Source organism: Sphingopyxis macrogoltabida, assembly GCF_001314325.1.
Taxonomy (GTDB): Bacteria; Pseudomonadota; Alphaproteobacteria; order Sphingomonadales; family Sphingomonadaceae; genus Sphingopyxis; species Sphingopyxis macrogoltabida.
On the sequence record NZ_CP009429.1, the window covers coordinates 2,115,804 to 2,138,516 of the forward strand.

Sequence of the window (22,713 nt, forward strand, 5' to 3'; positions counted from 1 at the left end):
GGCCATACATCAAGAGTCGGGCCGACGCCTGACACCAACCTGCTCCCGAGCAAGGTGGTACCCCGTCAAAGACGGGGGATGTGGCCGGACCGGCAAAAAACGGGACCATCAGCCGCACCTGCGTCGAACCGCTTCTCGATATTTCGAAAGGGAGTTCGACATGACAGCCAAGCCGCAACAATTCGCCAGCGACAATTATGCCGGCATCTGCCCCGAAGCCTGGGCGGCAACGGCCGCCGCCAACGACGGTTCGGCGCGGGCCTATGGCGACGATATATGGACGCAGCGCGCCGCGGACGCGTTCCGCACGCTGTTCGAGACGAAGTGCGAGGTGTTTTTCGCGTTCAACGGCACCGCCGCCAATTCGCTTGCGCTCGCCGCGCTCTGCCAATCCTATCACAGCGTGATCTGTTCCTCCTCCGCTCATGTCGAAACCGATGAGTGCGGCGCGCCCGAATTTTTCTCCAACGGGTCAAAACTGCTCGTCGCGCAAACCCCCGACGGAAAACTGAACCCCGAGGCGATCCGCGCCCTCGCCTGCGGCCGGTCGGATATTCATTTCCCCAAGCCGCGCGTCGTTACGATCACCCAGCCGACCGAGACCGGGCAGGTCTATTCGATCGACGAAATCCGCGCGATCTCGGCGACCTGCCGCGAACTGGGACTGAAGCTGCACATGGACGGCGCCCGCTTCGCGCATGCCTGCGCGAGGCTCGGCTGCACACCTGCGGACATTACGTGGCGCGCCGGAGTCGATGTCCTGTGCTTCGGCGGCACGAAGAACGGCATGGCGGCAGGCGAGGCGATCATCTTCTTCGACACGAGCCTGGCGACCGACTTCGACTATAGGTGCAAGCAGGCGGGACAGCTTGCCTCGAAGATGCGCTTCCTGTCGGCGCCGTGGATCGGGCTGCTCGAAAGCGGCGCCTGGCTGGGCAACGCCCGCCACGCCAATGATTGCGCCGCCAGACTCGCGACAACGATCGCCGGTCTCCCCGGCGTCCGGCTCGCCTTCCCCGTCGAGGCCAATTCGGTGTTCCTCAGCGCCCCCGAGGCGGTGCTCGACGGGCTGCGCGAGCGCGGCTGGCTGTTCTACACCTTCATCGGCGGCAGCGCCCGCTTCATGTTCGCGTGGGATTCGGACATCGCGGTGGTCCGGGCGCTGGGACAGGATATCGTCGAGCTGTGCGCGCCCGCGGCCGGAATGCCGCCGGCGCCACAATCGAGCTATGGCTGACCGAGGCTCGCGAGCTTGCCCGCGCGGATGTCCTTCTTCAGCACCTTGCCGACCTTCGAGCGCGGCAGGTCGTCCCAGATCTCGAGCTCTTTCGGCGCCTTGACGCTGCCGATCGCCGCCTTGACGTGGGCGATGATCGCTTGCGGATCGGCGCTCTGCCCCGCCCGAAGCTGGACAACCGCGCAGACACGTTCGCCCCATTTGTCGTCGGGCAGGCCGAACACCGCGCCGTCCTGCACCGCCGGATGCGCCAGCAATGCCTGTTCGACCTCGGCCGAATAGACGTTGAAGCCGCCGGTAATGATCATGTCCTTGGCGCGGTCGACGATGAACAGGAAATTGTCGGGGTCGAGATAGCCGATGTCGCCCGTGCGGTGCCAGCCGTCCACGGTCGCTTCGGCGGTCGCAGCCGGATTCTTGTAATAGCCGTCCATCACCAGCGAACCGCGGACGACGATCTCGCCGCGTTCGCCCTGCGGAACCGGATGGCCTTCGCCGTCCAGAATGGCGACCTGCACCAGCGGCCCCGGCCGGCCGGCCGACGACAGGCGATGGCGTGCGATCGTGCCGTCGGGATTGAAATGATCCTTCGGCGCCATCATCGAGATCATCATCGGGGCCTCGGTCTGGCCGAAAAGCTGCGCCATCACCGGGCCGAGCTTGCCGATCGCCTCTTCGAGCCGCGCCGCCGAGATCGGGGCCGCGCCATACCAGAAACATTGCAGCGAAGAGAGGTCGGTTGCCGCGAGGTCGGGATGATCGAGCAGCATATAGATCAGCGTCGGCGGCAGGAAGGTATGCGTTGCCCGGTGCCGCGCCGCGAGCGCCAGAAATTGCCCGATATCGGGATAGGGCATGATCACGATCTCGCCGCCATGCGCCATGATCGGGAAAGCGAGCACGCCCGCCGCATGAGTGAGCGGCGCCATCGCGAGATAGACCGGCCGCCCTTCGAACGGATAACCCATCAGGGTGAGCGCGGTCATCGCTTCCAGATTGCGGTTCGTCAGCATGACGCCCTTGGGATGCCCGGTCGTTCCGCCGGTGCCGGGGATCATCGCCAGATCGCTGACGGGCGCCGCCGTGAATGGGGTGTCGGGGGCGCCCGCCAGCCACTCGTCGAGCGACGGAGCGAAGGGCTGTTCGGCATCGAGGCAGACAAGCAGCTCGAGCTTGGGCAGATCCTTCCTGAGCGCGTCGACCAGTTCGGCGAATTTGCTGTGAAAAAACAAGGCCGCGCAGTCGAAATTGTCGAGCACATAAGCGTTTTCGGCCGCTTCGTTGCGCGGATTGATCGGACACCAGACCGCCGCCGCGCGCGAGATGGCGAAGACGCAGGCGAAGGCGACCGGATCATTGCCCGACAGGATCGCGACATGCTTGCCGGGGGTGATCCCCGACGCGTTCAGCCGGCGCGCAACGCGGTGCGTCAACGCCTGCACCTCGCCATAGGACAGGCTTTCGCCGTCCATCGTCAGGCAAGGAGCATCGGCGCCGAGCGACGCCCCCTTGTCGAGCCAGTCGACCAGCCGCATCAGGCCTTCTCCTCAGTCGTGGACCGTGACGATCGGTTTCAGCACCAGTCCGAACTGGCGCATCGCCCCAAAGATCTCGCGATGCCCGAACGCCTGGCACGCCGAGGCGAAGCCGGCGCGGCGCGGCGGCTGTTGCAGCAGGTTCGCCGCACACCACGCCTGCATCAGCCCGGTCTGCTTGTAATTGCAGTTGCCGTGGATCAGCACATGCACGCGGCCGAGCGGGCCCGAGGCGTAGACCGAATCGATGCTGGTATTGAGCCGCGGATTTTCGCGCGGCGGCATGTCGCCCTGTACGGACTCCGCCATCTTCGACAGCGCCGCTTCCTGCTCGGCGAAGGGCAGCGGCTTGATGTCGGTATCGATCATCTTGGTCATGTTGACGACATTGTCCATGACCTCGCGCGCGAACACGCCGCCATAGACCTTGACCGTCGAGACGCGCGGGTCATCCTTGAACCAGATCGGGTGCGAGGTCCCGCCCCACGGCAGGGTCAGCGCGGTGGCATGCTGGCCCGGCACCTGGCATTCGGTTGCGGTCAGGGTCGGCCACTGAACATATTGATTGTTTTCAAGATAATACCAGTCGGCCTTCAGGATCGTGAAGATCGTCTGGACCGAGGCATAGGTCGGGAACCCCTTCCACAGCACGAGCATGTCGAGCGTGTCGAGGCCGGGCATCGTCTCGAGCGCGATGTTCGCCGCGATCTCGCCGGTGGTGTACATCTGCGCGACGCAGGGCGACAGCAACAGGCCCTTTTTGGCGAAGGCGTCGCCCCATTTTTCCTGCGCCAGCAGCATCCAGTCCTGCTCGCCGGTGGTGTCGAGATAATGGACGCCCGCGGCAAGGCAGGCCTCGACCGTTTCGGGGCCATATTTGATGAACGGCCCGACCATGTTGCACACGACCTTGGCGTCCTTGAACAGCTTGGTCAACGCTTTGACGCTATGGTCGACCTCGGCGACCTCATAGTCGGCGGTTTCGATGCCGGGGATCTTGTCCATCACCTCCTGCACGCGCTTCGCGTCGCGCCCGGCGGCGATGAACGGGATGCCGAGTTCGCGCAAATATTCGCAGACGAGGCGGCCGGTGTAGCCCGAGGCGCCATAGACGATGACAGGTTTCTTCTTGCTCATAACCCCGATCCCTCTTTCATTGATTTCATTGGTCAAATTGCGGTGTAGCCACCGTCGACGATCAGTTCGCTGCCGCACATGTACGCGGCGTCGTCGCTGGCGAGGAACAGCAGCGGCCGCGCGATCTCGCGCGTCGTCGCCATGCGGCCCAGCGGAATGGCGGCGGCGGTCGCGGCGGCAAAGCCCGCCGCCTCGTCGCCCAGCGCCCCCACCGCATCGGCGACCAGTTTCGTCTCGCAATAGCCGGGGTGCAGCGAGTTGATCCGCACCGGCCAACCCTTGCGCGCGCAATCGACCGCGACCGCCTTGGTCAGCATCGCGACCCCGGCCTTGCTGGCATTATAGGCGGGAAACAGCGGCTCGGCGACGTTCGCGGCGATCGACGCGACGTTGACGATCACCCCGCCCCGCTCCTTCATCGCCGCGATCCCGGCGCGCACGCCGAGGAACACGCTCTCGAGGTTGACCGCCATCAAGCGCTGCCATTCGGCGATATCGGTATCGACGACCGACTTCAGGAAACCCATGCCGGCGTTGTTGACGAGAATGTCGAGTTTGCCCTCGCGCGCCACGACGTCGGCGACCAGCGCTTCCCATGCGGCCTCGTCGGCGACGTCCTGACGGCGCGCCTCGACCTTCAGCCCCTCGGCGCGGATTGCCCCGGCCGCGCGTTCCGCCTCGTCCGCGTCGATATCGGTGATCGTCACCGATGCCCCTTCGCGCGCAAACTCCTGCGCGGCCGCGAGGCCTATCCCTCGCGCTGCGCCCGTGATCAGTACGCTCTTGCCCGTAAATCGCATCATGCGACGCTCCTCTCGTAAATATCGGGATCGGGAACGACGGGCGGGAGGGGGTGCCCGCCGTTCCCTGCTCCGGAGGTTCAGAAGCTGAACGTCGCTTCGACGCCGTAGGTCCGCGGGGTGCCGCGGTTCAGATAATCGAGCCCGAAGACATCGATATTGAGGCCGTAGGTGTAGTAATATTTGTTCGTCAGGTTCTTGACCCACGCGCTGACCGACAGATTGTCGTTGGCCTTGTAGGTCAGGCGGCTGTTGAAGAGCCAGTAACCCGGATTGCCGCAAGTGAAGGCAACGCCGGCGGGGCGGACGGCGCCGGGGGCGCCGGGCTTGTCGCACGGATCGAGCCCGTAATCGCCGAAGGCATCGAAGTAATATTTGCCCATGTAACTGGCGTCGCCGCGCAGCGTCAGCTTACTGTCGCCACGCTCGAAAATATCCCAGTCGAAGCCCGCGTTGAAGGTGATCTTGGGCGCGTTCGGAAAGGGATTGCCGTTGACGTTGCGCGTGAACTGCGTCGCCGGATCGGCCGGATCGACGACATTTCCCCTATATTTGCTGTTGAGGTAACCGAAGGATGCGTTGAGCTGGAGGCCGTCGGCCGGCGCGACGGTGAGTTCGGCCTCGCCGCCCCAGACGCGACCGTTGGCGCTGCGGGTGAAGGTGGTCGCACCGACGACCTGCGTCGTCTGCTGGTTCGAATAGTCGTAATAGAAGCCCGCGAGGTTGAGCTGGACGCGGCGGTCGAGGAACTGGGTCTTCAAACCGCCCTCATAGGCGTTCACCTTTTCGGGCTTGATATAATAGACCTGGTTCGTGCCCTGATAGGCGAGACCGTTATAGCTGCCGCTGCGATAGCCGCGGCTGTACTGGATGTAGCCCATGACATCGTCGCTGAACTTGTAGCTGATATTGGCGCGGCCGGTCAGGCGGTTCGCCTTTTCCTGCAGGTTCATCGTCGGCAGGTCGGGGTCGTAGGGGAAGGCATAGGGGATCAGGTTGACCACCGGCGTCACGCCATCGAGGGCGTAGATGATCGTGCTGCCGTTGCGGAACTTCACCTTGTCCATCGTGTAACGCAGGCCGATCGCCACGGTGAGCTGGTCGGTCGCCTTCCATGTCAGGTCGCCATAGATCGCCTTCGACGGGCGTTGGACGTCGAACTTCTGTTCGCCCAGGATCGGACCGAACGGCCCCGCGCCGGCGGCGAGGCATCCCTGATAATAGGCACCGCCGGCGGGGAAATTGCCCGAGTTGTTGATCGCGGCATCGGTCTGGTACGCGACCAGCGTCCGCGCATCGAAAAAGCCGTTCGGGTTGACGACGACGGGATCGCAAAAGCCCGCCGAGCCCGGCGTCAGGGTCGGGTCGAGCGCAAACGCAGGGAGAACGCGGATCGAGTCCGGTGTCCCGATCGGCGCGTTGTTGTAACCGCCGGGAACGCCCAGCCCCAGTAGCATAGGCCTGAGGGCACCGAAGAAGTCGGGTTCGTTCCGCGTCTTGATCGTGTCCTTGCCGTAATAGAGCCCGCCGACGAAATCGATGTTGTCGTCGGAGTAGTTCAGGCGGAGATCCTGGTTGAAATTCTTGCTGGTGCTGTTGAACCGGATCGAGCAGACGTCGAGCGGCGAACCGTCGCAGTCGTTGGGCGAGATGCTGTATTTGCCCGTGTCATAGCCGGTAATCGAGGTCAGCGTGAAATAGTCGCCCAGTTCCAGCGCGATGTTGAGCGCGACGCCCTTCGACGACGAGAGCGACTTGCCGCCCTGATCGGCGGACACCTCGTTCTTGCCGAGCGCGCGGCCGCCGTTCTGCGCGGGATTGAAGCGCGAATAGCCGACGATATCCTCGCCGTTCGCGAACTGGCCGATCGAATAGGCATTGGCCGTCCAGGGATCGTCCTTCGCCGCATAGGCTTTCAGGTTGATGTCGAGCGTGTCGGTCGGCTTCCAGCGCAGCGAAATGCGGCCGGCCATCGAATCGGTGGTGGCGACATGGCGATCCTGCGCCGGGTTATATTGCCAGCCGTCGCCCTTCGCGACCGTCCCCGCGATGCGTATGCCGAGGACGTCGGGGATCAGCGTCTTTTCGAAACCGCCCTCGACCGTCTTGGTATCGTAATTGGCGTAGCCGATGGTGAAATAGCCCTCGTCTTCGCCCAGCTTCGGTTTCCGGGTGAAGAAGCTGATCGCGCCGCCGGTGGTGTTGCGGCCATAGAGCGTCCCCTGCGGCCCGCGTAGCACCTCGACGCGGTCGATATCGTAAAGCTGCCCGCCATGGCTGGCGCGGAAGCTCTGATAGACTTCGTCGACGTAGACGCCGACCGGCGACGCGGTGGATGCGGAGAATTCGTTGGCCACCGAAATCCCGCGCAGCGAGAAATTGGGCTGGGTCTTGCCATAGGGGGTCGAGATTTGCAGGCTCGGCACCGCGCCCATCAGGTCGGAGGTTTCGTTGATCCCGCGCGCCGCCAGCTGATCGCCGCCGAGCGCCGACACCGCCGCGGGGACATCCTGCAACCTCTGTTCGCGCTTCTGCGCGGTGACGACGATCTCGGCGATCCCGCCGCTCTCCGTCCCGGAGGCTTCGGGTGCCACGGGCGCCTCTTGGGCCGATGCGGCGCCATGCCATCCCATCAGCATCGTGGTCGACAGGCAGGTTGCCAGAAAAGCTTTGTTGGTCACGCCTTCTCTCCCGTGGTTGGAGGCCCGTTCTGTGCAAGGCCTTCGTCGGGATGGAGGCTATGGCGACGGGCGCGGGTACGACAGACAAGGCGGCGGGGGGAGCGATGGGGGGGATGAGCGCTTCGCCTTGCCGTTCGCGCGCGGGCGCGATAGCCAGCGTAAACAGATGGAGGGCGAGCGATGACCATCCAGCCGGGATCGAGGACAGACGTCAGGCCGCCGCGCGAAGCGGCAAGGGCGCACGGCGTCACGCCCTTCGCCCCACGCAAGTTCATGCCGCCGCGTTTTCCCTCCGACCTCGTCGGCCGCGATCGGCGCGCCCGATGGCTCGATGCATTGGCAGCGCGCGAGATTTGTCTGGTCCGGGCGCCGGCAGGATATGGCAAGACCGCCTTTTGCGCGACGCTGTTTGCCGAAGCCGAGGGTATGGGATGGGACGCCGGCTGGGTTTCGTTCGATCCCGAAGACAATGAACCGGCCGCCATCGCCCATGTTTTCGAAGCCGTCCGCATCGCACGCCGTGCGGCCGCCGAAGACGGCATCGCCGGGGAACCGTCCGCGCCCGCTTCCGCCCCGATCCTCGCCGATATCCTCGCGCAGCGGATCGATGCGGCAGACCGGCCGCTGCTCCTCGTCCTCGACGATGTCGACCGGTTGACCGACGCGCGCGCGATCGACGTGCTCAATCGGTTGCTCCGCCATCCGCCGCGGCAATTGCGCCTCGTGCTGGCGGGCTGCGCGCAGCCCGCCGTGCAGATCGCAGCGGCGGAGCGCCGCGACATGGTGCTGCACGTCGGACGCACCGATCTGGGGCTGACCGACGAGGAGGTCCATATATTCCTGCAGAACGCCGGAACGCCGGTCAATGCGCCCGGCTGCACGGCGCTCAACAATGTCCTCGAAGGCTGGCCGGCGGGACTGAGGCTTGCAATGCGCGCGGCACCCTCTCCGGACCTCACCGATTCACGGGCGCTGACCGGCCGTCTCGACGCCTATTTTGCCGCCTTGCTCGACGAGCTGCCCCCGGCAGCGCAACTGCTCCTGCAACGTTACGGCATCGCCCCGTCTCTTAGCGCCGATCTGTGCCGCCTGCTCGGCGGCGAAAAGCAGCCCGCCAGGCTGCTCGAAGACCTCGCGGCGCGGGGTGTTTTCGTCGACCCGCCGCGCCCGGGCGGCGCCTGGTACCGCCTCCATCCCGCCTTTCGCGCCGCGCTTCAATCACGCCTCGATATCGCCGAACCGGGCCAGGCGCGCCAGTTGCACCGGGTGGCCGCACGATATTATGCGGCGCAGGGCATGACGGCGGACGCGATCGAACAGCTTCTGGCGTGCGGCGATTCCGGCGAAGCGGCAACGCTGATCGCCGGCGTCGCCGCTTCGATGCTCGAGCGCGGAGACATCGCCATGCTTTCCGGCTGGATGAGGCAACTCGCGCCCGCAGAGATCGAGACGACGCCCGGCCTTCCGGAAGCGCATGCGTGGCTCCTGACCCTGACCGCGGATCGGGACGCCAACGGGGCAATTGCCGCGCTGGAAAGCACCGGAACGGCGGAAGCCCACGCGCTTGCCCTGTTCCACCGGGCCTGCGTCGAAGACCGGCCCGAGGCGGTGATCGAAACATGCGACCGGTTTCTGGCCGCACCGGGCGACGCATCGGCCTTCGCGGTGTCGATGATCCGCGTCATGCAGGCGCAAGGCGCCCTCAAACGCGGGTTGTTCGGGCTGGTGCATGACGCGATCCGTCCCCTGTCGCTGCGCAGCGCCGGAAGCCCGCTCGACCTGCCCTTTGCGCTGGCGATTTGCACGCGCGCCGGCGCCGCGCGCGCGCAGGGCCAGTTGGGCGAGGCAGAACGCGTGCTGCGCGAGGCGCGGAGCGGCGCCGCCGCACCCTCCCTCGCCACCGCGCTGATCGACGCCGCGCTGGCGCGATGCGCCTATGAACGCGACGAGGTCGGCAAGGCCGCCGGACTGGCGGCCGATGCGCTCCCTCACCTTGCGCAAAGCTGTTTTCAGGACGCGCTGATCCAGACCCTTCTCGTCAGCATCCGCGCTGCGGCGGGGCTCGATCAGCCCGATCGCGCGGCCTCGCTGATCGACCGGGCCGAAGTGATCGCGTTCGAACGCAACTGGGCACCGCTGAAGGCACTGTGCGTCATCGAGCGCGCGCGCCTTCGCCTGCCGCAGACGATCGACCCCGAAGCGGTCATCGCCATCGCCGACGAGGACGCCGCGGTATGCGATCCGCTGTCGGCGCCGGGCCGCGCCTTTGCCCTGTTGTCCGAAATGCGTGCTTATGAAGCGATTGCCCTTGGCGATCGTCCGCGCCTGACGCTGGTCGCCGAACGGCTGTTGCGGCTGGCTTCGAATGCCGACGATGCCGAACTGCGCGCTTCGGCAACGCTGTTCAACATCCTGCCCCAGCTCAGCGGGCGCTGTGACAAGATGGTCGCGCTCGAAACCGTGCGGTTCCTCAATCACGCGGCGAGCACCGGTTTCCGGCGTACCATCGTCGATGTTCTCGACGTCACCGGCGTCCGCGCGGTGCAGAATTTCTGCAGCGAAGCCTATTCATCGGGTTCGTTCCTCGCGCTGCTCAAACTCGCCGATCCGTCGCGCCGCGACCACCGGCTGGAAGGGCATCACGCGACCGCGCCGGGAGAGGACTTCTCTTTCCTCACCGAACGCGAAATCGACATATTGGGGGCGCTGAAAGCGGGCGAGTCGAACAAGGAGATCGCGCGGACACTGAATCTGGCGCCCGAAACGGTGAAATGGCACCTCAAGAATGTCATGCGCAAGCTGCGCGCGACAAGCCGCGAGGAAGCGGTCCAGAACGCCGCAACGCTCGGCCTGCGCATGGCCGAACAGGCGGACTGAACTAGCGCGTCGCGCCCTCGTCGGCGGCCTCCCGCTTTGCCAGCCATTCGGGGCGCAGATAGGGCGCGACATTCTCGCAAAGCTGCTTCCACTCGGCCGGCGTTACCGGAAGCGCCAGCTTTTCCGCGGCGAAATATTCGGCGGGCGGCGCGATCGCAGGCCAGTCGCTGGCGAGAACGAAGCGATCGAGCCCGATCTTGCGCATTCCCGCGACATAGATAGCGCGAAGCTCGTCATAGCTGCGTTTTTCGGTCGAGGTCTTGGCGTCGGGCAGCTTGGACGGATCGAACTGCATCACCGCCGAAATATCGAGAACGAGATTGGCCGTGCCCGGGGCCTTGCGCGCGATCGCATCGCCATAAGCGGCCAGCGCGTCGAGCGTCGGCTGATCGATCCCGGCATAGCCGCCACCATGCGCGATCTGGATCGGCAAATCGCCCGCCTGCGAAACAACCCGGTCGAGGAAGATATTGACGCCGGCAGCGCTGAACGGTGCCGCACCGCGAAGATGGACGACGAGCGGCATCCGCGCCTTGTTCGCGGCGGCGAAGAAGCGGCCGAGCGCTTCGACCTGTTCGGCGTTGGCCGTATCGAACCCGCTGTTGCCGAGGTGCAGCTTGACCCCCGATGCACCGGGTTGCTTCGACCAATATTCGAGCTCGTCGAACGCATTGGCTGCAAAGGGATTTATGCCCACAAAGGCGAAGAGCCGCCCCTTCGACGCCAGCGCGGCATCGACGTTGAAGCGGTTTTCGCCGCGCATTTTTTCGGCCCTGACCGCCGGCTCCATCGGCACGGCGGTGAAACCGAACATATAGCCGGTGGACAGCAGCACGCCCTTGTCGATGCCCGCCCGGTCGAGTTCGCGCAGTGCGTCGGCGCCGGTGCGTTCGGCGAACAGGTCCGCAGAAATTCCATCGAATATGTCGGGCTCGGCGGCCTGCATGGCGCGGAGCTGCTCGGTGATCAGCTTGCTCTGGATATGCATATGATGGTCGGCGCGTGGCGCGGGATTGGCGTGCCCGGCATCCTGTGCCAGCGCCGGAGCGGCGCCGAACAGCAACAGCGCCGCGACCAGCGAAGCCGCGCGGATCATCGACCCTTCCCCTGCGCCGACAATACGCGCAGGATGTTGCCGCTCCACATCTTCTCGATGTCGGCGTCCGAATAGCCCGCCGCTTTCAGCCGCTCGGTGACCTTGGGCAACGCCGAGATATCCTCGATCCCCGTCAACCCGCCGCCGCCGTCCCAGTCGGCGCCGAAACAGATATGGTCGACGCCGCCGATCTCGATCGCGCGCAGCACCATCGCCATATATTTCTCGAAATCGGCCGCCCACATCGTCTCGGTCTTGTCGAGCTCGCGCCAGCGGCGCGTGAGGTCGGCCTGCTCGGCGGGTGACAATGTGCCGATCGTCTCATATTTGCCGAACAGTTCAGCGCGTTCGGGTGACATCTTCATATCGGACAAGAAGATCGTCGAGATGCACATCGCACCGCCCTTGGCCGCGAGCGCCTTCAGCCGCCCTTCGTCGAGGTTGCGCGGATGGTCGTTCGCCGACCGCAGGCTGGAATGCGAGAGGAGGATCGGATATTTCGACAGCGCGAGGATCTGGTCGAAGGTCGCGTCGGAAGAATGGCTCGCGTCGATCACGATGCCGAGCCGGTTCATTTCGGCAACCCATTGCTTGCCGAGCGGGCTCAGCCCCTTCCAGTGCCCCTCGCCCGTCGCGCTGTCGGCGAACTGGTTGTCCTTCGAATGCACCGGCCCCGCCAGCCGCACGCCCTTTTTATAGAATTCATCCAGCAACGACAGGTCTTCGCCGAGCGGATAGCTGTTCTCGATCGACTTGAAGGCAATGAGCTTGCCTTCCTTGTTGAGCCGCCGTGCATCGTCGGCGGTCAGCGCCGGGCCGATCGCATCCTTGTGCGTCGCGATCGTCCGGTCGATCAGGTCGGACCGTTTGCGGGCATGATCGAGCGCCGCGGCATAGCCCGCCGGCGTCAGCGGCCCCTGATCGGTATAGATGGCGAAAAAGCCGCCATCGAGATTGCCGTCCTTCATCCGCGGGATGTCGAGCTGCGACAGGTCGGTCGCGAGGTCGTGACGATCGGCGAAATTCCAGCCCTTGCGCTCGAAATGCAGCGGCGTGTCGAGATGGGTGTCGAGCACCAGCATCCGGCTGTGCAGCGGCGCTTCGGGTGCCTTGGGCTTGTCGCCGCCGGTCGAGCAGGCCGACAGCGCGGTGGCGGCCGCCAGAATCGCAATACGCTTCACTTCTTGCCCTCCACGGGTTTCAGGTCGAGGTCGTGATAGTCCCAGCTGAAGTCGGCGATCTTGCTCACCGCCTTCATCGTCACGCCGGTCACCTTGCCATCGGCGTCGAGTGCGAAGGTCACATAGGCGGGCTCGATCGCCGGATCGTCGAAATCGGTGACGAAGCTGTCATATTGCCAATGCTTGAGCCGCCCGGCCATCCGCGGGGTCGAGGTGAAGTCGATCGTCAGCCCCTGCGGCGTCGAGGCTACCACGACATCCCCGTACCACGGATCGCGGTAGCGCCCGGCATAGCGCGCCGGGTCGAGCGACGGGCCGACCTTCGCCGGGGCGGCCTGTGCCTGCTTCAGATATTCGACGCCGCCCGCAAGCCGCTCCTTGTACCAATCCTGCCATTTTTTGGTCCAGCCTTCGTCGGGCTGGTCGAGATAATGGTCGAGCAACTTGTACGTCAGCCCGAGCAGCATGCCGCTCTCTTCGCTGTTCATCATGATCGCAAAGCCGACATTTTTTTCGGGGATCATCACGACGCGCGTGATCGACCCGAAGACGCCGCCGCCGTGCGAGATGATCTGGTGGCCGCGATAATCCTGCACCTGCCAACCGAGCGCATAGGATTGCATCGTCGGCTGCGCGGGTTTCAGCGCGTCGGGCAGCGGGGTGATCGGCATCATCGTCACCGGCTTCCACATCTCGGCCGCCTGCGCCTCGCTGAACAACGGCTTGCCGTTCGGCAGCGCCCCGTGCGCAAGCTGGATTTTCAGCCACGCCGCCATGTCGTCGGCGCTGAGCGCCAACCCGCCCGCCGGCGCGCCGTTGCGGCCGAGCTCGTCGCGTTCGTTCAGCGCCTGCTGGTCGCCGAGCCCGCGCAGCGGCCCCGACAGCCGGGCGTGCGGCCACGAACGGTTCGGGATGCGGAAGCGGTCTTCGCTGTCGCTCGTCGCATTCTTCATACCGCCGGGCCGCAGCACGCGGTCGCGCATAAAGGCTTCCCACGTCTGCCCGGTGACCTCCTCGATCAACTGGCCAGCGACGGCATAGAGAATGTTGTCATAGGCGTAGGACGAGCGGAAACTCGTCTGCGGCTTGAGGTAGGCGACACGCTCGACCGTCTGCTTGCGGGTCAGATGCGTGCGCGGCACGAACATCAGATCGCCCTGCCCAAGCCCGAGCCCGCTACGATGAACGAGCAGGTCGCGGATCGTGATCTCGCGCGTGACCCATGGGTCGTACATGCGGAACCATGGCATATGCTGGATGACGGGATCGTCCCAGCCGATCTTGCCCTCGTCGACGAGGATCGCGAGCGCTGCCGCGGTCATTGCCTTGCCGGTCGACCCGGTCTGGAAGATCGTCTGGCCGTCGACCGGCGCGCGCTCGCCGAGCTTGCGCACCCCCCAGCCGCGCGACAGCGTCGTCTTGCCATCCTCGACGATCGCGATCGACACGCCGGGCGCCCCGATTTCCTGCCGCAGCGCCTCGACCTGTTCCGCAATATCCTTCGGCGGCTCGGCCCAGGCCGGAACGGCAGTGCCGAACAGGAGCGACAAGGTGATCAGACGGGCGGAGGTCATGATGCAGTCTCCAGTTGGGAAGGCGGAGTGCCTCGCAGCAAGCGGTAAACACCGACAGTCAGCAGCGGGGCGACAAAAACGGCAAGGAACAGCCAGGCGAGGAAGCGATATCCGCTGGCGATCAGGTCGACGAGCCCGATGCGGCCGGCGACGAACATGCATCCCGCGAGGATGACGGCGCCGATGACGGCGCGCATTCCGGGCGTCAGCGCGGGCCGGCCGCGGCTCTCGACCGCGCCCGAGATGCGCTCGTTGATCGCATGGACCGCGCCGGCGCCGCTTTCGAGCAGCGCGGCGAAGATCATCACCTGGAACAGGATGTGGAAACCCGGCACCGTCATCTGGCGGAGCAGGAAGTCCGACGGCAGGGTCTCGGCGCCGATGGCGGGATAAAAGGCCATCATCGCGACGAAGAACAGGATCGCCGGCAGCATCGACAGCGGCCCTGCGATCAGCCCGGCCACCACCGCATCGCGCTGGCTGGTCAGATGGCGCAGCACCGGCAGGATCACGACGGCGCCGACGATATTATAGCTCGCATAGGTGAGCCCGCCCGCCATCCAGTTGCCCGACGGCGGCGGCGCATTGGCGAAGCCCTGTCCGATCAGCCCCCCGAAGCTCGCGAGCGCGAGGATCAGGAACAGGCCATAGACGGCGTAGAGCAGGATCGAGACATATTTGAACATCTGCTCGACCGCACCCGTCCCCCAGGCGGTGACCGCGACGATCGACACGGCGAGGAGCAGCGAGCCCGTCCATTCGGGCCAGCCGAAAGTCGCAGCGCCGATCGCGCCCGCCGCGGCGCCGAACACCGCAAGGATCAGGATGACAAAAATGATATAGGCGGCCTCGAACGCTCCCCATGCCGGTCCGAGCAATCCCTTGAAGAAGGCGCGATAATCATAGGCACCGAGCTTTCGCGCCAGCGCAAAGGTCAGCGCCGCGACGACGCTCCACACCAATGTTGCGAGCAGCATTGCCGCCAGCCCGCCCCACGGCCCCGACGGCACGAAATATTCGGCCAGTTCGCGCCCGGTGGCATAACCGCCACCAATGATGACGGCTTTCAGCGCGAAACCCGGCAGCAGGAAGCGCTGGAACCAGCTCGATCCCGTTGCCGAATCGCCCACACTCATGCGAGACAGCTATCGACCAGCGCGTCGAACGCCGCGCCGCCGCGAATGGGATCGGCAACGGGCAGACCGAGCCGTTCGCTTTCCGCCGCCATCAGCGCTTCGGCCTCTTCGGCCGAATAGGCCGAGGTATTGAGGCTGACACCCCCGCAACGGATCGCCGGATTGGTCCGGCTGCCGAGGCGGATGGTCAGATCGATGACCTCGTCAACGCTCGGCATCGCAAAGCTTTCCATGCCGAGGATTACCGTGCGCGCCGGATCGTGGCAGACGACGAAGACGTCGGGCTGGCTGCCGTGAAGCAGTCCGAGCGACACCGCGGCATAGGCGGGGTTGAAGATCGAGCCCTGTCCCTCGACGACATCCCAGTGAGCGTCGGGCGCGTCGGGGCTGAGGATTTCGGCGGCGCCCGCCTCGAAATCCGAAATCACCGCGTCCATCGGGATGCCGCCGCCGGCGATCATGATCCCGGTCTGGCCGGTCGCGCGGAAGTCGGCATCGATACCGCGCTGGACGAACGCACGGTGCAGCGCCAGTGCGGTATATTTCTTGCCGAGCGCACAGTCGGTGCCGACGGTCAGCAGCCGCTTGCCGCTGCGCTTCCGCCCGTTGCCGATCGGGATGCCTGCCGGCGGCGTGCGCACATCGATCAGCCGCTGGCCGGTACGGCGCGCCGCCTCGGCAAGCGCAGGCACGCTTGCGAGCCGGACGTGCAGGCCGCTGACGACGTCGAGCCCCGCTTCCATCGCGTCGATCAGCGCCGCGACCCAACTGTCGGCGAGCACGCCGCCCTGGTTCGCGACCCCGATCACCACCGACCGGGCACCCGCCGCCCGCGCATCGGCGGGCGAGAGACGTGCAAGGCCGGTGGTTACCGTACAACCGCCGATCGCCATTTCGCCGACGCAGCGATCGGGCGCCCAGTCGGCAAGGCCGAATGCGGTCTTGGCATAGCTCGCCTCCACCGTATCGCCGAGGAAGAGAAGATAGGGCTGCGGCAGCACGAGGCTGTCGGCAAGCCTGCCGGTCGGCGCGTTCATCTGGTTCAACTCCAATTCGCTCAGAAAGCCATGTCGAGCGCGACGCCGATGGTCCGCGGCTGTAGCGGCACGTTCGCCTGATAAGCCTGCGCGCCAAAGGCATTCAGGACAAAGCTACGCTGCGTCGACGCCCGCTTGTTGGTGAGGTTGCGAGCATAGACGCGCACCGTCCAGTGATCGTCGAAGGTGACCGCGGCATTCGCGTCGAGCGCCGTATAGGGGTCCGACCACAGATTGTCCGGGCTGCTCGAAGGCAGCGATGCCAGCCGCGACGAATGGCGCAGGCCCAGACCGACCTTGCCCGACGCATTTTCGCCGATACCGAAGCTGTAATCGGCCTGCACCGACCCGGTGAATTTCGGCACGCTGGGTAGGCGCGCGCCGTCGACGCCGGAGATTTCAGGCGCATCGGCGGTCAGCTTCGCATCGGCATAGGCTGCACTCGCCACCACCGACAGTCCGGGCACCGGCCGCCAGGTTACGGATCCTTCGACGCCCTTGCTGACCGCCGACGGACCATTGGCCTGCCCCGTCACGCCCCCGAAGGGTTGAACCACCTGAATGTCGGTCCAGTCCATATAGAAACCGGCCACTTCGACCGCGAGCGTGCTGCCGAGATTGCCCTTGAAGCCGATTTCGTAGTTGACCAGCGTGTCTGCCGCGACCTGCGGCGGCACCCCGGGGAACACGACGTTCGGGCCGCCGGGACGATAGCCGTTGGCGATGCGCGCATAGAGCATGGCATCTTCGCTGATGTGGATCTGCGGGCTGATGCTGTAGATGAAGACGTCCTCTTTGGACGAGCCGGTGAAACTGGCATCGCCGATGAACGGCCCTTCGCTGATCTGCTGGAAGTTCTGTTTGTTCTTGGCGTAACGCAAGCCGCCCGATAGCGCGAACACGTCGCCGAAATAGGCCGTCGCATTCGCGAACACCGCCATTTCCTTGAACGTCGAGGGCAGCGACACGATAGCGCCCGGGTCGAACAGGTTCGGTTCGCCCGAGAAGTCGAAGGTGCGGACCAACTGGTGATTCTCGCTGGTCTCTTTGGTGTAGAAGGCACCGATCATCCACTCGAAGCGGTCGTTGCTCGGCGACGCGAGGCGGATTTCCTGCGTGTACTTTTCAAGGCCGAGCTCGATGCTGAACGGCGCGAGGCCTTCGGGTACCGCCCCGCCGCTCAGCGCCGGAAACGCGACACCGAAAACCAGCGAGGCATCCTGCACGCTGCTGGTCTTGGTTTCGCTATAGGTCGAAACCGAGGTCAGCGTTGCAAAGCCGAGGTCATAGTCGAGCACCGCCGAATAATAATCGATGCTCTTGTGGAAAGGCTCGGGCAAGAAGGCGTTGTAGGACCAGCCGTCGCCAAGCGGAACGCCCGCGACGGTCGAAACCACGTTATTGGTCGCGTTCGCGTCGATCGTTTGCCAGATGCCGCCGAGGCGAACGGTGAAATCCTCGGTCGCGTTCCAGAGCAGGCTCACCCGGCCGCCGACCTGTTCGACCGAATTGGCGTCGTTCAGCGCCGGATTGTTGACCGAGCTGACAAAGCCCGGCGTCTTGCGCCACGAGAAGCTGCCCGTCATGCCGAGCTTGTCTTGGACGATCGGCGCATTGACCATGACCTGCGCCGCCCAGCCGGGATTGCCGGCATGATCGATCGTGAAGAGTTCGCCGCCGGCCTTGACGCTGAAATCGGTCGTGCTCGGCGCGACGGTCCGGTATTTCAGCAAACCGCCGATCGAGCTTGCACCGTAGAGCGTGCCCTGCGGCCCGCGCAGGATTTCCAGCCCGGCGATGTCGTACGGCATCAGGTCGAGCGAATAGGTCGCGCTGCGGGCGTAAAGGCTGCTCGATCCCACCGGCGCGTCATCGAGATAGATGCCGACCGCCTGCGCCGAACCCACCGGCGCGATACCGCGAAGCGAAATGATCGACGTACCGGGCTGCGAGCTGATTACCGTCATCCCGGGAACATAACCGGCATAGTCGACCAGCGATCCGGCACCCTGATCGCGCAGCGCTTCGCCGTTGACGACGGTGATCGAGATCGGAACATCCTGAAGCGCTTCCTCGCGCTTCTGTGCCGTCACGACGATCACTTCGCTTTCAGCTTCGGCGAGTTCCGCTTCCTGCGCCCCGGCCGGCATTGCCGCCGTCAGCGCGGCCATGCTTCCTGCAATAAGAAATCCCTTTTTCATCGTCTTACCCCCAGACTTGAGCGAGCAGGCGGCGGAAATTGCCCCCGAGCACGGCTGTGATATTTTCGTTGGAATATCCGCGACGGATCAGTTCCTCGGTCAGGTCGAAGACCTTCTTCGGATGATCGAACCCGTCGATGTCGATCTTGTCGCGAAAGGCGTAGCTGCCCTTGTAGCTACCCTTCAGGGCGGCATATTCGTCGGGCTTCATATCGTCATAGCCGTTGAGGTCGGCGTCGGAACCGATGCCGACATGGTCGATCCCGACCAGCTTCGCGACATGGTCGATATGATCGGCCATATGGCCCACATTGGTCGGATCGGTCGCGCGAATGAACATGCGTACCCCGGTGATCCCCATCACCCCGCCCTTCGCCGCGAGCGCCTTGATCGCCTCGTCGGGTTTGACGCGCGGATGGTCGATCAGCGCGCGGGCATTGCTATGGGTGATCGCGATCGGCCCTTTGGCCAGTTCGATCGCATCCAATGTGGTCTTGTCGCCGCAATGCGACACGTCGACCAGCATCTTCTGCTTTTCCATTTCGGCGATGATCGCGGCGCCATAATCGCTGACGCCGCCGTCGACCCGTTCGGTGCTGCCCGACCCGATCATATTCTGGCTATTATAGGTGAGCTGCGCGCAGCGCAGGCCGAGGCGGCGGAACAGCGCGACATCCTCGACGCTCTGGAACTGTTCGGCATTCTGGATGCCCATGATCACCGCGCATTTGCGGTCCTTTTTCGCTTGATCGAGATCGGCGACGCCATCGACCAGCGTGAAGACATGGCTGTTGCGCCCGGCAAAACCCTGCCAGCCGGCGAGAAATTCAAGCGCCTGCTGCTTGGCATTCGGTCCGCCGAGCCCATAGGCATTGTGGAAACCGGTGATGCCGCTGCTGCGAAACTCCTCCGCCTCGGCATCGGTCAGGCGATGCGCGACATAGTCTTCCGACAGCGTGATCTTGAGCGGCGCCAGCATGTCGATCACCAGCGACGAACCGACAAGGTCGACCGCCCGCCGCGAATAGCTGCGCCCCGGCGCCGCAGCGAAGGCATAGGCACCGCGATTGATCATCGGCATCGTCACAGCCGCACCCACCGCGCCGGCAACCAGCGCGCGGCGCGTGATCGGGAATGATGATGTCATTCCACCCTCCACTTCAGGAAATTACATTCTCAAGACTATTGTCCTGATCAGAAAAATGTCAACCCATTTAGGACAAAAATTAGCCTCCGCCCCAAATTTCTTGCGGGCAATGGATCATGCCTCCGGCATATCGGACCCCCGGCTCGCGATCGCGGGCCAGGAAGATCGGTCCGTCGAGATCGACGATGTCGCAGAGCTGCCCGACCACGTAGGAAGGCGCCATCGACAGGCTGCTGCCCATCATGTTGCCGACCATCACGTCGAGCCCGAGCCGCCGCGCCTCGCGCGCGATCGCCAGCCCCTCGGTGAGCCCGCCGCACTTGTCGAGCTTGATGTTGACGACGTCGAAGCGCCCGACCAGCGAAGCCGTATCGGCGAGCGTTACGGCGCTTTCGTCGGCAGCGAACGGCAGCGGCCGCTCGAAGCCGTCGAGGCCCACCTCGCGCCCGCGCCGGAGCGGCTGTTCGAGCAGCGACACCCCGTTCGCGACGAGCGTCGGGAGCAGGCCCGGCAACGTCTCGATACTATAGCCCTGATTGGCGTCGACACCGATCCACGCATCCGGACGCGCCGAGCGGATCGCGATGACGCGTGCGATATCCTCCTCGACATCGCCGGTCAGCTTGACCTTGATCGGGGTCTCGGGATCGAATGCCAGCATCCCTTCCACCATCACCTCGGGCCGGTCGGCGCCGAGCGTCATCGTCGACCGCAGGGGTTTCGGCGCATCGATGCCCGCGAGGTCCCAGACGGGCCGGCCGGCCTGTTTCGCCTCGAGATCCCAATAGGCACAGTCGAGCGCATTGCGCGCGCCGCCCGGCGGCAAGAGCTGCTGCAGATCCTCGCGCGTCGCGCCGCTTTCGATTGCGCCGCGCACGCGCTCGGCCTCCGACATCATATGGGCGATGTCGTCGCCGAGATAATAGACGCCGGCACCCTCGCCGCGCCCGCGGTGCGTCCCGTCCGAAATTTCGGCGACGAGAAGCTCGGTTTCGGTGAAGACATGTCCCGAAATGCGGAACGGCCGGTGATAGGGAAAGCGCTCGACCCGAAGGTCGAGCGCCAGATTGTGTACCGATTGCGTCGTCATCAATATACCATTCCAAAACCGTAGAGGTGGAAGACCAGCGTCACCCAGACCAGCACCAGCCCTGCGAGCAGGAGCAGCACCGCGCCGAACTTCATCGTCCACTTGCGCTTGTCCTTGATGCTGAGCCACAGATGCCATCCGGCGGTGGCGAGCAGGCCGAACGCAGCGACCGGCGTCAGGATGCGCAGCAGGTGGATCAGCCAGTCGAGCGGACCGCCGATGCTGCCGATATCGGCCGAGAAAGCAGCGACCAGGCCGATCCAGCCGGCAAGCGCCGCCAGCACCAGCCAGGCGAACAGGCGCGACAGACGATAGGCGCGCCGCGCCTTGCCTTCGAGCGCGAAGGTGGCACCGAAGTTGCGGCGGACCAGCGCGCGGACCGGCCAGGCGAGTGCCGCGAGCAACACGATACCGAGCGCCGCGATCAGCGCCGGGATGAGCCAGGCCGCGTTGGCGCTGGCGCGTGCGGGTTCGAACACCATGAACGGCGATCCCGCGTCGAGGCTCCAGCGGGTGACCCGGCCGTCCTTCACTTCGGCGGCAAGGCGTTCGCCGGTGCCGGTGTCGCGCCACACGAACGGCTCGACCTCGACCCAGTCGCGCGCGCCCGCACCAAGGCCGTCGAGACCCGGAATGCTGAGCTTGCCGTTCTCGGTCATCCCGACCTGCGCCTGCCCGAGCAGGCCGAACAGGCTCATGAAGTTGGTGAAGCTGCCGCGGCTGCTCTCGTAATGGCCGACCATCATCTGTGCATGCTGGCGGGCGGTCTTGGCATCGACGGTGCCGGGCGTTGCAGTGCCGGGCAGGTAGCGGTCGGCGAATTTGTGGAACAGCGCGCTGCGCACCGCGCCTGCATCGCCCGCCTTGCCGGCGCTGTTCATCGAGATGAAGACGCCGATGTCGGCATCGGGGAACAGCCACAGATAGGAGTGGAACCAGACGGTATCGCCGCCGTGCGCGATCGCGCGGTGGCCGTTGACCCATTGTTCGTAGAAGCCGAGCGCCATGCTGTTGAGCGGGCCAACGCCCGGCGCCTTGAAATCATGCATCATCTTCGCGGTTTCGGGTTTGAGCAGCCCCGCACCGTCGTTGAGGTGGGCGATCATGAACTTGCCCATGTCGGCGCCGCTCGCCGACAGGCTGCCTGCCGGGGCCGGAATCACGATCTCGAAAGGCCGCGCCTTTTGCGTGATGTCGGGATAGCCGTTCGACATGAAGGGCGCGAGACGTGCGGGCAACGGCTGGCGGAAGGTCGCATAATTCATGCCGAGCGGCTTGAAGATGTGGTTCTCGACATAATCGTCGAACGGCTCGCCGCTGACCCGCTCGACGATATAGCCGGCGAGCGCGGTCGCGTAGTTCGAATAGGCCGGCGTGGTGCCCGGCGCAAAGACGCGGTCGGGGAGCGCGAGCGGCATCTGCTGCTTCAGCGCCATCACCGCCTTGGGATCGCTGCTGATCAGATAGCGGACCGATTCCTGAAAGCCCGCGGTGTGCGTCATGATGTTGCGCATCGTCACCGGCTTGCCCTGATAGGGCGGAATCTTGAAATCGAGATAGGCGTTGACGTCCTTGTCGAGATCGATCTTCCCCGCCTCGACCTGCTGCATCACCGCGGTCCAGGTGAACAGCTTCGACACCGAACCCGGACGGAAAAGCGTGGTTTCGGGGTTGACCGGGGCGCGCTTGGCGACGTTGGAATAGCCATAGCCCTTTTCGAGCACGACCTGGTTGCCGCGCACGACGACGACGACCGCCCCCGGAATATTCGCGCGTTCCAGCGCATAGGGGAGATAGCCGTCGAGCCAGGCTTCGAGGTCGGCGCGGTCGAGCGCAACCGGCTGGGTGGTTTTCGGCGCCGCCGGCGCCGCCGCAGTTACGGCCTTTTTCGTCGGCTCGGGGGGTATCGGCCCCTGCGCCGCGAGCGGCAGCGCGACCAGCGCGGTCAATCCAATCATCAGCTTGCGAAGGAAACGCATCGTCA

Annotated in this window: 15 protein-coding genes and 1 riboswitch; of the genes, 2 read left to right on the plus strand and 13 right to left on the minus strand. The window is 65.0% G+C overall.

Features of this window, described 5'->3' with window-relative positions:
- Position 1 precedes the first annotated feature (1 nt).
- A riboswitch (SAM-I-IV-variant riboswitch) is annotated at positions 2–110 on the plus strand.
- A gap of 50 nt (positions 111–160) precedes the next feature.
- On the plus strand, positions 161–1,237 hold the full coding sequence (locus LH19_RS10550) for a threonine aldolase family protein (protein ID WP_054727703.1): 1,077 nt from the start codon (positions 161–163) through the stop codon (positions 1,235–1,237).
- Here LH19_RS10550 and LH19_RS10555 read toward each other — a convergent pair.
- The 4 genes from LH19_RS10555 to LH19_RS10570 form a co-directional block, all read right to left on the minus strand.
- Complete coding sequence (locus LH19_RS10555) at positions 1,228–2,772, minus strand: acyl-CoA synthetase (protein WP_054727705.1); 1,545 nt, start codon at positions 2,770–2,772, stop codon at positions 1,228–1,230. The two genes, LH19_RS10550 and LH19_RS10555, sit on opposite strands and share 10 nt — an antisense overlap.
- A gap of 12 nt (positions 2,773–2,784) precedes the next feature.
- On the minus strand, positions 2,785–3,909 hold the full coding sequence (locus LH19_RS10560) for a DUF5938 domain-containing protein (RefSeq protein ID WP_054727707.1): 1,125 nt from the start codon (positions 3,907–3,909) through the stop codon (positions 2,785–2,787).
- A 32-nt stretch (positions 3,910–3,941) separates the two neighbouring features.
- Positions 3,942–4,712, minus strand: coding sequence for an SDR family NAD(P)-dependent oxidoreductase (locus LH19_RS10565; protein ID WP_054727709.1), 771 nt, complete (start codon positions 4,710–4,712; stop codon positions 3,942–3,944).
- Between the two features lie 77 nt (positions 4,713–4,789).
- On the minus strand, positions 4,790–7,390 hold the full coding sequence (locus tag LH19_RS10570; RefSeq protein ID WP_234716138.1) for a TonB-dependent receptor: 2,601 nt from the start codon (positions 7,388–7,390) through the stop codon (positions 4,790–4,792).
- Positions 7,391–7,570: 180 nt separating this feature from the next.
- Here LH19_RS10570 and LH19_RS10575 point away from each other — a divergent pair, with 180 nt between their 5' ends.
- Complete coding sequence (locus tag LH19_RS10575) at positions 7,571–10,267, plus strand: LuxR C-terminal-related transcriptional regulator (protein WP_082395568.1); 2,697 nt, start codon at positions 7,571–7,573, stop codon at positions 10,265–10,267.
- A gap of 1 nt (position 10,268) precedes the next feature.
- Here the strand turns inward: LH19_RS10575 and LH19_RS10580 are convergent, their stop codons facing one another.
- From LH19_RS10580 to LH19_RS10620, 9 genes are all read right to left on the minus strand, one after another.
- Complete coding sequence (locus LH19_RS10580) at positions 10,269–11,363, minus strand: amidohydrolase family protein (RefSeq protein ID WP_054727713.1); 1,095 nt, start codon at positions 11,361–11,363, stop codon at positions 10,269–10,271.
- Positions 11,360–12,544, minus strand: coding sequence for a dipeptidase (locus LH19_RS10585; RefSeq protein WP_054727715.1), 1,185 nt, complete (start codon positions 12,542–12,544; stop codon positions 11,360–11,362). The genes LH19_RS10580 and LH19_RS10585 overlap by 4 nt, the downstream gene beginning before the upstream one ends.
- Positions 12,541–14,118 carry a serine hydrolase gene (locus LH19_RS10590; RefSeq protein WP_054727717.1) on the minus strand — a complete coding sequence of 526 codons (1,578 nt, stop codon included), beginning with the start codon at positions 14,116–14,118 and terminating at the stop codon, positions 12,541–12,543. The genes LH19_RS10585 and LH19_RS10590 overlap by 4 nt, the downstream gene beginning before the upstream one ends.
- A complete protein-coding gene (locus LH19_RS10595) occupies positions 14,115–15,254 on the minus strand; it encodes a YkvI family membrane protein (protein WP_054727719.1) in 1,140 nt (379 codons plus the stop codon). The genes LH19_RS10590 and LH19_RS10595 overlap by 4 nt, the downstream gene beginning before the upstream one ends.
- Complete coding sequence (locus LH19_RS10600) at positions 15,251–16,291, minus strand: DUF1611 domain-containing protein (protein ID WP_054727721.1); 1,041 nt, start codon at positions 16,289–16,291, stop codon at positions 15,251–15,253. The genes LH19_RS10595 and LH19_RS10600 overlap by 4 nt, the downstream gene beginning before the upstream one ends.
- Before the next feature lie 20 nt (positions 16,292–16,311).
- On the minus strand, positions 16,312–18,492 hold the full coding sequence (locus tag LH19_RS10605; RefSeq protein ID WP_082395569.1) for a TonB-dependent receptor: 2,181 nt from the start codon (positions 18,490–18,492) through the stop codon (positions 16,312–16,314).
- Positions 18,493–18,496: 4 nt separating this feature from the next.
- Entirely contained in the window at positions 18,497–19,639 is a 1,143-nt protein-coding gene (locus tag LH19_RS10610) for a dipeptidase (protein WP_054727725.1), read from the minus strand.
- A 79-nt stretch (positions 19,640–19,718) separates the two neighbouring features.
- On the minus strand, positions 19,719–20,729 hold the full coding sequence (locus tag LH19_RS10615) for a dipeptide epimerase (RefSeq protein ID WP_054727726.1): 1,011 nt from the start codon (positions 20,727–20,729) through the stop codon (positions 19,719–19,721).
- Positions 20,729–22,708, minus strand: a complete 1,980-nt coding sequence (locus LH19_RS10620) for a serine hydrolase domain-containing protein (RefSeq protein ID WP_054727728.1) — start codon at positions 22,706–22,708, stop codon at positions 20,729–20,731. Before LH19_RS10620 ends, LH19_RS10615 begins: the two co-directional genes overlap by 1 nt.
- Positions 22,709–22,713: the final 5 nt, after the last annotated feature.

Bases quoted from the DNA above. Each gene is read 5' to 3' on its own strand.
- LH19_RS10595 (WP_054727719.1), bottom strand. From the start codon at position 15,254: ATGAGTGTGGGCGATTCGGCAACGGGATCGAGCTGGTTCCAGCGCTTC.
- LH19_RS10565 (WP_054727709.1), bottom strand. From the start codon at position 4,712: ATGATGCGATTTACGGGCAAGAGCGTACTGATCACGGGCGCAGCGCGA.
- LH19_RS10550 (WP_054727703.1), top strand. From the start codon at position 161: ATGACAGCCAAGCCGCAACAATTCGCCAGCGACAATTATGCCGGCATC.
- LH19_RS10590 (WP_054727717.1), bottom strand. From the start codon at position 14,118: ATGACCTCCGCCCGTCTGATCACCTTGTCGCTCCTGTTCGGCACTGCC.
- LH19_RS10560 (WP_054727707.1), bottom strand. From the start codon at position 3,909: ATGAGCAAGAAGAAACCTGTCATCGTCTATGGCGCCTCGGGCTACACC.
- LH19_RS10610 (WP_054727725.1), bottom strand. From the start codon at position 19,639: ATGACATCATCATTCCCGATCACGCGCCGCGCGCTGGTTGCCGGCGCG.
- LH19_RS10615 (WP_054727726.1), bottom strand. From the start codon at position 20,729: ATGACGACGCAATCGGTACACAATCTGGCGCTCGACCTTCGGGTCGAG.
- LH19_RS10555 (WP_054727705.1), bottom strand. From the start codon at position 2,772: ATGCGGCTGGTCGACTGGCTCGACAAGGGGGCGTCGCTCGGCGCCGAT.
- LH19_RS10605 (WP_082395569.1), bottom strand. From the start codon at position 18,492: ATGAAAAAGGGATTTCTTATTGCAGGAAGCATGGCCGCGCTGACGGCG.
- LH19_RS10600 (WP_054727721.1), bottom strand. From the start codon at position 16,291: ATGAACGCGCCGACCGGCAGGCTTGCCGACAGCCTCGTGCTGCCGCAG.
- LH19_RS10580 (WP_054727713.1), bottom strand. From the start codon at position 11,363: ATGATCCGCGCGGCTTCGCTGGTCGCGGCGCTGTTGCTGTTCGGCGCC.
- LH19_RS10575 (WP_082395568.1), top strand. From the start codon at position 7,571: ATGACCATCCAGCCGGGATCGAGGACAGACGTCAGGCCGCCGCGCGAA.
- LH19_RS10620 (WP_054727728.1), bottom strand. From the start codon at position 22,708: ATGCGTTTCCTTCGCAAGCTGATGATTGGATTGACCGCGCTGGTCGCG.